The sequence below is a fragment of the Streptomyces sp. NPDC045026 genome (assembly GCF_056432625.1).
This window is the reverse complement of the sequence record NZ_JBWKIS010000013.1, coordinates 111,344-123,894: the sequence shown is the minus strand read 5'-3', so window position 1 is coordinate 123,894 and position 12,551 is coordinate 111,344. Positions and strand designations below refer to the sequence as shown.

Here is a 12,551-nt window from a genome sequence, read left to right as displayed (position 1 = left end):
ACGGCTGGGAGAACACGGTGACCGGCCCGTCGGTACGGCTGGGACGGGCCGGCCAGGGGAGCCAGGGGGTCAGGCGAGGTCGATTTCCGGGTAGAGCGGGAAGCCGCTCAGCAGGTCGGCCGCTCGGGCGGAGACCTCGTCGGCGATCTTCTCGTCCAGGATGTGCTGCGCCTTGGAGGGCGCGCCCTTGCTGGTGGTGCCCGGTTCGGCGGCGGTGAGCACGCGGTCGATGAGGCCCGCTACCTCGTCCATCTCCGCAGTGCCCAGGCCACGGGTGGTCAGGGCGGGCGTGCCGATGCGGATACCGGACGTGTACCAGGCCCCGTTCGGGTCGGAGGGGATGGAGTTGCGGTTGGTGACGATGCCGGAGTCGAGGAGCGCGTTCTCGGCCTGGCGGCCGGTGAGCTCGTAGGAGGTGGCGACATCGATCAGGTTGAGGTGGTTGTCCGTGCCGCCCGTGACGAGGGTCGCGCCGCGACGGGTCAGGCCTTCGGCGAGGGCACGCGCGTTGTCGACGATGGACTGGGCGTACTCGCGGAACTCGGGGCGGCGGGCCTCTGCCAGGGCGACGGCCTTGGCAGCCATGACGTGGGGCAGCGGACCGCCGAGGACCATCGGGCAGCCGCGGTCGACCTGGTCGGCGAGCGAGTCGTCGCAGAGCACCATGCCGCCGCGCGGGCCGCGCAGCGACTTGTGCGTCGTCGTGGTGACGATCTGGGCGTGCGGCACCGGGTCGAAGTCGCCGGTGAGGACCTTGCCGGCGACGAGGCCCGCGAAGTGGGCCATGTCGACCATGAGGGTCGCCCCGACCTCATCGGCGATCTCACGCATGATGCGGAAGTTCACCAGGCGGGGGTACGCGGAGTAACCGGCGACGATGATCAGCGGCTTGAAGTCGCGGGCGGTGGCGCGCAGAGCTTCGTAGTCGACGAGGCCGGTCTGCGGGTCGGTGCCGTAGCTGCGCTGGTCGAACATCTTGCCGGAGATGTTCGGGCGGAAGCCGTGGGTGAGGTGACCGCCTGCGTCCAGGGACATGCCGAGCATGCGCTGGTTGCCGAAAGCCTGACGGAGCTCGGCCCAGTCGGCGTCGGAGAGGTCGTTCACGTTGCGGACGCCGGCCAGTTCCAGGGCGGGCGCCTCTACGCGCTGGGCGAGGACGGCCCAGAAGGCGACGAGGTTGGCGTCGATACCGGAGTGCGGCTGCACATAGGCGTGGCGCGCACCGAAGAGCTCACGGGCGTGTTCGGCGGCGAGGGCCTCGACGGTGTCGACGTTGCGGCAGCCGGCGTAGAAGCGGCGGCCGATGGTGCCCTCGGCGTACTTGTCGCTGAACCAGTTGCCCATCGCGAGGAGGGTTGCCGGGGAGGCGTAGTTCTCGCTGGCGATCAGCTTGAGCATCTCGCGCTGGTCGGAGATCTCCTGGCCGATGGCGTCGGCCACGCGGGGCTCGACAGCGCGGATCACGTCGAGGGCGCTGCGGAACGCTACGGATTCGGTGGAGAGGGTGGGCTCTGGCATGACGGACCTCCGGACGGATGGGACCTCCCCTGCTCGAGCGAGGTCGAGAGCGGGAGGTTCACGGGTCGGCCCAGGCGCACGGCACACAGTTCACAGGCCGCTCCCCGATGGTCAGTCCCATCCCAGCGCGCCAGTCACGGCCCTGCGGGCCACACTACCGGGCGCGCCGCAGGTCGGGGTTTCCTGGTCCACGATGCGAGCGACGATAGGAAGGGGCCACAAGCCCACGTCTTCGCGTCATCAAAGCTGTAAGAACGGAGATCCCGTGACTGCTGTGACTCCTCCGAATGCCGCAACGGAAGCCTTCATCACCGCGTCCGAAGCGCACAGCGCGCACAACTACCATCCGCTGCCCGTCGTGGTCGCTACGGCGGAGGGGGCGTGGATGACGGATATCGAGGGGCGCCGGTACCTCGACATGCTCGCCGGCTACTCGGCTCTCAACTTCGGCCATGGGAACCGGAGACTCATCGAGGCCGCCAAGGCGCAGCTCGAGCGGGTGACGCTGACGTCCCGCGCCTTCTACCACGACCGGTTCGCCGAGTTCTGCACCCAGCTCGCGGAGCTGTGCGGCATGGACATGGTGCTGCCGATGAACACGGGGGCGGAGGCGGTGGAGACCGCCGTGAAGACGGCGAGGAAGTGGGGCTATCAGGTCAAGGGGGTGCTCGACGGCAGGGCGAAGATCGTGGTGGCGGGCAACAACTTCCATGGGCGCACCACGACGATCGTCAGCTTCTCCACGGACCAGGAGGCGCGCGCGGACTTCGGTCCCTACACGCCGGGGTTCGAGATCGTGCCGTACGGCGATCTGACGGCGCTGCGCGGCGCTGTCACGGAGAACACCGTCGCGGTGCTGCTCGAACCGATCCAGGGCGAGGCAGGTGTCCTCGTACCACCGGCCGGATATCTGCCGGCGGTAAGGGAGCTGACCCGCGAGCGGAACGTGTTGTTCATTGCGGACGAGATCCAGTCGGGACTCGGGCGGACGGGGCGGACGTTCGCCTGTGAGCACGAGGGCGTGGTGCCCGACATGTACGTCCTGGGCAAGGCGCTCGGCGGCGGGGTCGTGCCGGTGTCGGCGGTGGTGTCGAGCAGCGAGGTGCTCGGGGTGTTCAAGCCGGGTGAGCACGGGTCGACGTTCGGCGGGAACCCGCTGGCCTGTGCGGTGGCGCTCGAAGTCATCGCGATGCTGCGCACCGGGGAGTTCCAGCAGCGGGCGGCCGAGCTGGGCGAGCATCTGCACGCGGAGCTCAGGCTACTGACGGGCACGGGCAAGGTGACGCAGGTACGGGGACGCGGGCTGTGGGCGGGGGTCGACATCGATCCGTCGTGCGGGACGGGAAGGGAGATCTCGGAGAAGTTGATGGACAAGGGCGTCCTGGTCAAGGACACCCATGGCAGCACGATCCGGATCGCTCCCCCTCTGGTGATCAGCAAGGAGGATCTGGACTGGGGGCTCGACCAGCTCCGGGCGGTACTGGCCGTCTGATGGGGGCGCGCCTCCGGCACGGGCGGCCGAGTCGTGGTCCGGGTCCCTCGCGGGGGATCACGAAGGGAAAGCGGTGCGCCTCCGGCACGGGCCGCCCACTCGTGGTCCGGGCCCTCGCGGGGGCACCCCCGGCGGGGAAGCCGATCGGGGGCCGGCCAGCACGAGGGCACCCTCTACAGTCGCTTTGTGCTTCTTGGAATGGTTTGCGCGCTCGGGTCGGCGGTCTGTTTCGGTACGGCTTCCGTGTTGCAGGCGATGGCCGCTCGGGCCGCGGAACCGGGGTCGGGGTCTGGCGTCGACGCGGCGCTGTTGCTGCGGGCGCTGCGTCAGTGGCGTTATGTGGCCGGGCTGGGGCTCGACTTGCTCGGGTTCGTGTTGCAGGTCGTGGCGCTGCGGTCCATTCCGATCTACGCCGTCGGGGCAGCGCTCGCCGCGAGTCTGGCGGTGACGGCGGTGGTCGCTGCGCGGCTGCTGGGCGTGCGGTTGAGCGGCGTCGAGTGGGGCGCCGTCGGGGTGGTGGTGGCGGGGCTCGCAATGTTGGGGCTGGCGTCGGGGACGGAGGGAGATAAGGCCGGTTCGGACGCGCTGCGGTACGCGATGTTGGGAACGGCGGTCGGGGTGCTGTTGATCGGTGCGGTGGCCGGGCGGCTGCCGGGGCGGGGCCGGGCGCTCGCGCTGGGGCTCGGCTCGGGTTTCGGATTCGGGGTGGTGGAGGTGTCGGTGCGGCTCATCGACGACGTGTCACCCGGCGCGTTGCTGACCAATCCGGCGACGTATGCACTGCTGCTCGGTGGGGGTGCGGCGTTTCTGCTGCTGACCTCGGCGTTGCAGAAGGGGTCGGTGACCACGGCCACCGCGGGGATGGTCGTGGGCGAGACGGTGGGGCCGGCGCTGGTCGGGGTGATCTGGCTGGGGGATCGCACGCGCGAGGGGCTGGGCTGGCTGGCGGTTCTCGGGTTCGTGGTGGCCGTGGCGGGGGCGTTGGCGCTGGCGCGCTTCGGGGAAGCGCCAGTGCAGGACGCGCCCACACCGGTCCGCATCTGACGCAGCCCGGACCCTACGGAAGCGCTCGGCACAACGCCTCGAGGGCGCTTGTCCAGGCGTGGTCCGGTGGGGTTCCGTAGCCGACCACCAGGGCGTCCACGGGCGGTTCGGCGGGGGCCGCTTCGTGGCGGAAGCTGGAGAGGCCGGCAACTCCGAGGCGCTGCCAGGCGGCGGCGCGGACCACGGACTGTTCGGTGCCGGGCGGGAGTTGGAGGACGGCATGCAGGCCGGCGGCGATTCCGGTGGGGTGGACGTCGGGGGCGCGTTCGGCGAGGGCGGCGAGGAGCTGATCGCGGCGGCGGCGGTAGCGCAGGCGGGCGCTGCGGACATGGCGGTCGTAGGCGCCCGAGTCGATGAACTCCGCGAGGGTCAGCTGGTCGAGGACACCGCACGACCAGTCGGCGACACCCTTCGCCTCGATCACTTCCTCGATGACGGACGGCGGCAGGACCAGCCAGCCGAGGCGCAGGCCGGGTGCGAGGGATTTGCTGGCCGTGCCGAAGTAGACGACGCGGTCGGGGTCGAGGCCCTGGAGGGCGCCGACGGGCTGGCGGTCGTAGCGGAACTCGCCGTCGTAGTCGTCCTCCAGGATCAGTCCGCCGGTGCGGCGGGCCCAGTCGACGACGGCGGTGCGGCGGTCGGGGTGCAGGGCCCCGCCCATCGGGAACTGATGGGCGGGGGTCAGGAGGGCGGCGCCCACGTCCGGTTCACCGGTCGCCAACTCGTCGGTGGAGGTGCCTAGTTGATCGAAGGGAAGGGGATGGGTATGCAGACCTGACCGCGTCAGGATGTTCCAGTGGGCGTCGAGGCCGTACGTCTCCACGGCCACGTCGCGCACGCCCCTGCCGCGCAGCACCTCGCCGAGAAGCATCAGGCCGTGGACGAAGCCGGAGCAGATCACGATGCGGTCCGGGTCGGCGTGGACGCCGCGGGCGCGGGCGAGGTAGCCGGCGAGGGAGGTGCGCAGCTCGATGCGGCCGCGGGCATCACCGTAGCCGAGGGCGTCGTTCGGGGCGGCGTTGAGGGCGCGGCGCGAAGCCTTGAGCCACTCGGCGCGCGGGAACGAGGAGAGGTCGGGGGTGCCGGGGTGCAGGTCGTAGCGGAGGCTGGCCGGGGCGCGCCGGCCCCGGGGCGAGGCCGGCCGGGGCGCCTCGACCGGTCGCTCCGCGACACGCGTCCCCGAGCCCTGGCGCGCGGTGAGCCAGCCCTCGGCGACGAGGTCGGCGTAGGCGTCGGCGACCGTGTTGCGGGCGATGCCCAGATCGGCGGCGAGCGTGCGGGATGAAGGGAGTCGGACCCCCGGGGCGAGACGTCCACCGCGTACGGCGTCACGGAGCGCGTCGGTCAGGCCTTTGCGCAGGCCGGAGCCGGTCGGCTCGACATGCAGATCGATACCGAGCGCTTGACCGGAGGGCGAAGTGGCCCAGGATTCCACCATGGAAATGGACCATACCCGTGGGCTACTCCGCTCGTAGGGTCGATGTCATGACGACGACCGAGAACACCACCGACAGCGCCCGCCAGAACGCCGAAATCGACACCGCCACCAACACCAACACCAACACCAACACCAAGGAGTACGTCCACGAGCACACGCCCCGGCTGGCCTGGGCCAAGCACGCTCCGGAGGTCTACAAGGCCATGATCCGGCTCGACGCGGAGGCCAGTAAGGGCGTCGATCCGGTGACGCTGGAGCTGATCAAGATCCGTGCTTCGCAGATCAACCACTGCGCGTTCTGCCTCGACATGCACTCCAAGGACGCACTCGCCGCGGGCGAGAGCGTCGAGCGGATCATCCAGCTGGCCGCGTGGGAGGAGTCGCAGCACTTCTACACGGCCAGGGAGATCGCGGCGATCGAGCTGACCGAGGCCATCACGGTGCTCACCGACGGGTTCGTGCCCGACGAGACGTACGAGAAGGCGGCGAAGGTGTACGACGAGAAGGAGCTGACGCAGGTGATCGCGGCGATCACGGTGATCAATGCGTGGAACCGGTTCGGTGTGTCGACGCGGATGGTGCCCGGGCACTACACCGCGGGCGACTTCAAGTGACAGCCCGTACGACGCACTTGGGCGCCGGGGTGCGCGACGCGATGATCGCGTTCAGCGCCGCCGCGAAGAAGGGGCTCGGCGACCCGGTTCTCGGCGAGCTGGTGATGATCCGGGCGTCGCAGATCAACGCGTGCGCGTTCTGCCTGGACATGCACGTGGACCTCGCCGTCGGGAAGAACGGCGAGAGCGCGGTTGGGGGATCCCCTGTTCGAGCGAAGTCCAGAACCTGGGAGAAGATCGCGCTGCTCAGCGCCTGGGCGGAGGCCCCCGAGCACTACACAGAACGGGAGCGGGCCGCGCTGGCGCTGACCGAGGCCGTCACCGTCCTCACCGACGGCTTCGTGCCGGACGAGACGTATGAGGCGGCGGCCAAGCACTTCGGTGAGGACGAGCTCGCCCACCTCCTCGGCGTGATCACTGCCATCAACAGCTGGAACCGGCTCATGGTGAGCCGCCGGATCGCGCCGGGCGGACCGCAGTGGTGACGTGACGCCCACACCCGAGCCGACGCCCACGCCGCCACACCCGAGCCGATGTCCGCGCCCGCGCTCCCACGCCGCACGCTCACCCCACCCCACCCCACCTGCACACATCGAGGCCTTCGCACAGACGTGCCGGGTGCCCCCGTCAGGAAAAGCACCCGGCACGCGCGCGGGGAGGAGCCCTACGGCTACTTCGGCAGCCAGGACCGCCAGGTCGACTCGTGCTCGTCGATCCACTTCTTCGCCGCCTCGTCCGGAGACAGCTTCTGGTCGGCGATGAGCAGGGAGACCTCGTTCTGGTCCTCGGTCGTCCACTTGAAGTTCTTCAGGAAGGCCGCCGCCTTGCCGCCGTTCTTCGAGAAGTCCGCGTTCAGGTACTTCTGCAGCGGCGTCTTCGGATAGGCGCAGGCCACCTTCTTCGGATCGGCGTCGCAGCCCTTCTTGTACGCGGGCAGCTTCACCTCCGTCATCGGCACCTTCTTGAACAGCCACTGAGGCTGGTACCAGTACGTCAGGAACGGCTTCTTGGCCTTGGCGAACTGCTTGATCTGCGTGATCTGCGCCGCCTCGGAACCGGAGAACACGACCTGGTACTTCAGCTTCAGGTTGTCGACCAGCGCCTTGTCGTTGGTGACGTACGACGGGGAGCCGTCGAGGAGCTGGCCCTTGCCGCCGCTCTCCGCGGTGCGCAGCTGGGACGCGTACTTGTTGAGGTTCTTCCAGTTCGTGACGTCCGGGTGCTGCTTGGCGAAGTACGTGGGGACGAACCAGCCGATGTGTCCGGTGACGCCGAGGTCGCCGCCGTTCACGATCGTCTTCTTGTCCTTGACGTACCGCTGCTCCTGGTCGGGGTGGCCCCAGTCCTCCATGATCGCGTCGACGCGGCCCTGGCTGAGCGCGTCCCACGCGGGGACCTCGTCGACCTGGACGGTATCGACGCGGTAGCCGAGCTCGTGCTTGAGCAGATACTCGGCGACGGCGACGTTGGACTGGGCGCCGACCCAGGACTGGACGGACAGGGTCACCGTCTTCGCGCCCTGGGCATTGGCATACGGGGACGACTGCTTGGTCATGTCGGCGGCGCCGCAGCCGGTCGCCACCAGGAGGGTGCCCGCAGCCGCGAGCCCCATGGTCATCCTGCGTGCCCGCGCCGGGCGGAAAGATCGAAGTGCTCGCATGGCGATCACGCTCCCTTCTTCGCGCGGCGTTCGGTCGGCTGGGTGACCCGGTCGAGCATGAGGCCGAGGCACACGATCGCCGCGCCGCCGACGAGCCCGGTCGCCAGGTCGCCCCGGGCGAGGCCGAACACGACGTCGTAGCCGAGCGCGCCACCGCCCACGAGACCGCCGATGATCACGACGGCGAGGACGAGGACGACACCCTGGTTCACGGCCAGGAGCAGCGCGGGCCGGGCCAGCGGGAGCTGGACCTGGCGCAGTTGCTGCCCGCTCGTCGCGCCCATCGACCGGGCCGCCTCCATGGCGGCCCTGTCGACCTGGCGGAGCCCCTGCGTCGTGATGCGGACGACGGCCGGCAGCGCGTAGACGACGGCGGCGGCGACCGCGGGGGCGCGGCCGACGCCGAACAGCGCGACCACCGGGATCAGGTACACGAACTGCGGCATCGTCTGGAAGACGTCGAGCACGGGCCTGAGCAGGCGTGCCAGTCGCTCGCTGCGCGCCGCCGCGATCCCGACCGCGAAGCCGACGACGAGCGTCACGGCGACGGCCGCGAGCACCTGCGACAGCGTGTCGAGCGACGGCTTCCACACCCCGAGGACACCGATTGCGGCCATGGCGAGCACGGCGGTCACAGCGGTCCGCCAGGTGCCGATCAGCCAGGCCAGCGCGGCGACGATGAGGAGCACGGACCACCAGGGCAGCCACTGGAGCCCGTCGCGCAGGGGGTTGAGGACCCAGGTGGTGAAGTGGCCGGCCCAGTCGGCGGTTCCGCCGATGTAGGGAACGCCGGAGTAGAGGTGGTCGGTCATCCAGTCGACGGCGTTGTTGACCGGGTCCGCGATGTTCACGGTCCAGGCGTCGGGCCAGTCGATCCGGTCCGCGAGGCGGCCCACGAGGGCGACGACCACGGCGAGAACGGCGGCGACGACCCAGCCGTACGGGCCGTGCAGACGGCGGCCGTCGGGTTCGGCGGCGCCGAGCCGCTCCCCCGCCGCGGCCGTCGTACGGTCCAGGATCACGGCGAGCAGCACGATCGGGATACCGGCAGCGAGGGCCGCGCCGACGTCCACGGAGGCCAGTGCCTGGTACACGCGGTCACCGAGGCCACCCGCGCCGATCACCGACGCGATGACGGCCATCGAGAGCGCCATCATGATCGTCTGATTGAGCCCGAGGAGGAGTTCCTTGCGGGCGAGCGGGAGCCGGGCCGTGAGGAGCCGCTGGCGCGCGGTCGCGCCGAGCGAGGCGACGGCCTCCATGACGCCGCCGTCGGCGCCGCGCAGGCCGAGCGCCGTGAGGCGGGCCATCGGCGGGGCGGCGTAGACGACGGTCGCGAGGACGGCCGCGGGGACGCCGATGCCGAACACGAGGACGACCGGCAGCAGATACGCGTACGCGGGAAAGACCTGCATCGTGTCGAGGACGGGCCGCAGCGCCCGGTACGTGCGGTCGGAGAGTCCGGCCGCGAGTCCCAGGAGCGCGCCGAGCACGACCGAGGCGAGGACCGCGACGACCATCAGCGCGAGGGTCTGCATGGTCGGCACCCACATGCCGAACGAGCCGCACACGAGGAGCGCGGCGACGGCGGCCGCCGCGAGCTTCAGGCCCGCGACGCGCCAGGCGACGAGCCCGGCCGCCGCGGTGACGCCCGCCCAGCCGGCCGCGAGGAGCACCAGGTAGACGCCGCGCACGCTCAGGACGACGGCGTTGCTGATGTGGCCGAAGAAGTAGAGGAACAGCGGGTGGCTGTCCCGGTTGTCGATGATCCAGTCACTGGTCTTGCCCAGTGGTCCGGTGAGGTCGACGGTGAGCGCATGCGGCCAACTGCCGCTCGCCCACTTGGCGTTCACGATGGGTACGAGGACGGCCGCGACGACGGCGAGCAGCAGGAGCTTGCCGAGGGCACGGTTGCGCAGGAGCGCGCCGAGGCGCGGGGTGTCCGCCGCGGGGGCGGTGGCGGTACTGGCGGCGGCCATCAGGCGACCTCCTCACCCGGCGGCGTGACGGTCCCGGGCGCGTCGGCCACGGCCGCCGCATCGGAACCGGAACCGTCAGTCACAGCCGAACCGGAACCGGAGGCACCGCCCGAGTCGGACCCGGCCACACCCCCGTCTCCGGAAGCCCCCGTCTCCGTATCCGTCCCCGCCACCACGCCCAGTAGCCGCGCATGGTCCAGGACGCCCAGGCACCGCCCGTCGTCCATGACCCGCACCGGGAACCCGGTCCTGGCGACCGCCTCGATCGCCTCCGACACGGTCGCGCCGGGCGCGATGGCCGGGCCGCGGTCCTGCTCGTCGGCGTCGGCGGGCCGCATCGCGCGGCGCGCGGTCATGACCTGCTCGCGCGGCACGTCCCGGACGAACTCGCGTACGTAGTCGTCGGCGGGCGAGCCCACGATCTCCTCGGGCGTGCCCAGCTGCACGATCCGGCCGTCGCGCATCAGCGCGATCCGGTCGCCGAGCCGCAGCGCCTCGCTGAGGTCGTGCGTGATGAAGACCATGGTCCGTCCCTCCTCGCGGTGGAGCCGGATGACCTCCTCCTGCATGTCGCGGCGGATCAGCGGGTCGAGGGCGCTGAACGGCTCGTCGAACAGCAGCACTTCGGGATCGACCGCGAGGGCGCGCGCGAGCCCGACACGCTGCTGCTGACCGCCGGACAGCTGCCCGGGTCGCCGCTGCTCAAGACCTTCGAGGCCGACCTTCGCCACCACCTCCGCCGCCTTGGCGCGCCGCTCGGCGCGGCCCATGCCCTGGATCTCCAGGCCGTAGGCGACGTTGTCGAGCACGGTGCGGTGCGGCAGGAGCCCGAAGTGCTGGAAGACCATGGCGGCGCGGTGCCGGCGCAGTTCGCGCAGGCGCCCCTTGTCCATGCCGAGGACGTCCTCGCCGTCGATGGATATGCCGCCCGAGGTCGGCTCGATGAGCCGGGTCAGGCAGCGTACGAGGGTGGACTTGCCGGAGCCGGAGAGGCCCATGACGACGAAGACCTCGCCCTTGCGCACGTCGAAGCTGACGTCGCGCACGGCGGCGGTGCACCCGGTGCGGGCGCGCAGCTCGGCGGCGCTCAGGCCGGCCAGCTCCGCGTCACCCGGCACCCGGTCGGCCTTCGACCCGAAGACCTTCCACAGGTTGTTCACGGAGAACACCGGCGAACCCGCCCGCGCGTCCGCCACCTCAGCGTTCGACATCATGTTCGTACTCATCACGCATCACCACCCAGCAGCTCGGCACATTTCTCCCCGACCATGAGCACCCCGATCATCGGGTTCACCGCCGGCATCGTCGGGAAGACGGACGCGTCGGCAATACGGATCGACTTCAGGCCCCGGATCTTCAACTCCGGGTCCACGACGGCGAGTTCATCATTCTTCGCGCCCATGCGACAGGTCCCGGCGGGGTGGTAGACGGTGTGCGCGACCTTGCGCGCGTACTCGCCGAGCTCCTCGTCGCCCACGACGTCGGGCCCCGGGCACACCTCGCGCTTGAGCCAGCCGGCGAGCGGCTCGGTCTTCGCTATCTCGCGCGCGATCTTGATCCCGTCGACCAGCGTCCGGCCGTCGTAGTCCTCCTCGTCCGTGAAGTAACGGAAGTCGAGGGCGGGCTTGTCCTGCGGGTCCGCGCTGGTCAGGTAGAGGCGGCCGCGGCTGCGCGGCTTGGGGATGTTCGGCGTCATCGAGACCCCGTGCTCCGGCCTGACATAGCCGAGGCGCTCCGGGTTGTCGGTGAACGGGATCTGGTAGAAGTGGAACATCAGGTCCGGCCCGCTCGCCGCCGGATCGCGCTGCACGAAGAGGCCCGCGTCGCTGTCCATGGCGGAGTTGTCGGGGATCGGCCCGTCCGTCTCCCACACGATCACCGACTCGGGGTGGTCGAGCAGGTTCTCGCCGACGCCCGGCAGGTCGTGCAGGACCGGAATCCCGAGCTTCTCCAGGTCGGCCTTCGGGCCGATGCCGGAGTGCATGAGCAGCCGGGGCGTGTCGACCGCGCCGGCGCACACGACGACCTCGTGCCGCGCCTCGACGAGCAGCTCCTCGCCGTCCTTCGTCCGTACGTGGACACCGCGCGCCCGGGTGCCGTCCATCTCCAGCCGGTACGCCCACGTCTCAAGCAGGAGCGTCAGGTTGGGCCGGTCGCCGGCCTCCATGTGCGGGTGCAGATAGGCCACGGAGGCGCTGGAGCGCTTGTTGTTCTCCGGGTGGTACGCGAGGTCGAAGAAGCCGACGCCGTCCTTGAACGGCGCCTTGTTGAAACCGTCCACGCGCGGCACGCCCGTGGCGGTCTGCGCGGCGTCGACGAAGTCGCGGGCGATCGCGTTCCGGTCCTTCTCGTCGACCGCCACGATGTTGTTGCGCAGCTTGCCGAAGTACGGGTCCATCGCCTTGTGGTCCCAGCCCTCGGCGCCCGCCGCGGCCCACTCGTCCCAGTCGCCGGGCAGCGGCTTGAACGAGATGAGCGTGTTGTGCGACGAGCAGCCGCCCAGCACCTTGGCGCGGCTGTGCAGGATGTGCGAGTTGCCGCGCGGCTGCTCGGTGGTGGTGTAGCCGTAGTCGAGGTCGCCGCCGAGGAGGCCGAGCCAGCGGCGCAGGGTCAGGACGTCGTCGCGGTCGATGTCGCTCGGGCCGCCCTCGATGACGGCGACGGTGACGTCGGGGTTCTCGGTCAGCCGGGACGCTATGACCGACCCGGCGGTGCCACCGCCGACGACGACGTAGTCGTAGGTGTTCACGGACTTCTCAGGCATGCGTCAACTCCAAGGTTCTGCGCGTAATGGGCGGTGCTAAGT

General features: G+C 70.4%; 10 protein-coding genes and 1 riboswitch. Of the genes, 4 read left to right on the top strand and 6 right to left on the bottom strand.

From position 1 onward, the window contains the following. Window positions 1-69: 69 nt before the first annotated feature. Window positions 70-1,518, bottom strand: coding sequence for a glycine hydroxymethyltransferase (locus tag AC07EJ_RS26235; protein WP_389479869.1), 1,449 nt, complete (start codon window positions 1,516-1,518; stop codon window positions 70-72). 61 nt (window positions 1,519-1,579) lie between these two features. Next, window positions 1,580-1,666: riboswitch (ZMP/ZTP riboswitch) on the bottom strand. 117 nt (window positions 1,667-1,783) lie between these two features. Between AC07EJ_RS26235 and rocD the strand changes: the two genes are divergently transcribed. Together rocD and AC07EJ_RS26225 are read left to right on the top strand one after the other, a co-directional pair. After that, the gene (rocD, locus tag AC07EJ_RS26230) at window positions 1,784-3,010 is read left to right on the top strand and encodes an ornithine--oxo-acid transaminase (protein WP_389479867.1); all 1,227 of its coding nucleotides are present in this window, start codon (window positions 1,784-1,786) and stop codon (window positions 3,008-3,010) included. 198 nt (window positions 3,011-3,208) lie between these two features. After that, on the top strand, window positions 3,209-4,054 hold the full coding sequence (locus tag AC07EJ_RS26225) for a DMT family protein (RefSeq protein ID WP_478885046.1): 846 nt from the start codon (window positions 3,209-3,211) through the stop codon (window positions 4,052-4,054). 13 nt (window positions 4,055-4,067) lie between these two features. Here the strand turns inward: AC07EJ_RS26225 and pdxR are convergent, their stop codons facing one another. Beyond that, window positions 4,068-5,492: a MocR-like pyridoxine biosynthesis transcription factor PdxR gene (gene pdxR, locus AC07EJ_RS26220; RefSeq protein WP_478885025.1), complete on the bottom strand. Its 1,425-nt coding sequence runs from the start codon at window positions 5,490-5,492 to the stop codon at window positions 4,068-4,070. 47 nt (window positions 5,493-5,539) lie between these two features. On the opposite strand from pdxR, the gene AC07EJ_RS26215 reads away from it, so the two are divergent. Together AC07EJ_RS26215 and AC07EJ_RS26210 are read left to right on the top strand one after the other, a co-directional pair. Further along, window positions 5,540-6,106, top strand: coding sequence for a carboxymuconolactone decarboxylase family protein (locus AC07EJ_RS26215; RefSeq protein WP_478885024.1), 567 nt, complete (start codon window positions 5,540-5,542; stop codon window positions 6,104-6,106). A gap of 41 nt (window positions 6,107-6,147) precedes the next feature. Beyond that, window positions 6,148-6,591 carry a carboxymuconolactone decarboxylase family protein gene (locus AC07EJ_RS26210; RefSeq protein WP_478885045.1) on the top strand — a complete coding sequence of 148 codons (444 nt, stop codon included), beginning with the start codon at window positions 6,148-6,150 and terminating at the stop codon, window positions 6,589-6,591. A gap of 185 nt (window positions 6,592-6,776) precedes the next feature. On the opposite strand, the gene AC07EJ_RS26205 is transcribed toward AC07EJ_RS26210, so the two are convergent. Genes AC07EJ_RS26205 through AC07EJ_RS26190 form a run of 4 tightly spaced genes read right to left on the bottom strand, consistent with a single transcriptional unit; the run spans window position 6,777 to window position 12,509 of the window. Continuing rightward, on the bottom strand, window positions 6,777-7,724 hold the full coding sequence (locus AC07EJ_RS26205; protein ID WP_478885044.1) for an ABC transporter substrate-binding protein: 948 nt from the start codon (window positions 7,722-7,724) through the stop codon (window positions 6,777-6,779). Window positions 7,725-7,771: 47 nt separating this feature from the next. After that, complete coding sequence (locus AC07EJ_RS26200; protein WP_389479861.1) at window positions 7,772-9,745, bottom strand: ABC transporter permease; 1,974 nt, start codon at window positions 9,743-9,745, stop codon at window positions 7,772-7,774. Next, window positions 9,745-10,971, bottom strand: coding sequence for a quaternary amine ABC transporter ATP-binding protein (locus AC07EJ_RS26195; protein ID WP_389479859.1), 1,227 nt, complete (start codon window positions 10,969-10,971; stop codon window positions 9,745-9,747). Before AC07EJ_RS26195 ends, AC07EJ_RS26200 begins: the two co-directional genes overlap by 1 nt. Continuing rightward, window positions 10,971-12,509 (bottom strand): GMC family oxidoreductase, encoded by a 1,539-nt coding sequence (locus AC07EJ_RS26190; RefSeq protein WP_389479857.1) that lies wholly within the window; start codon window positions 12,507-12,509, stop codon window positions 10,971-10,973. Before AC07EJ_RS26190 ends, AC07EJ_RS26195 begins: the two co-directional genes overlap by 1 nt. Window positions 12,510-12,551: the final 42 nt, after the last annotated feature.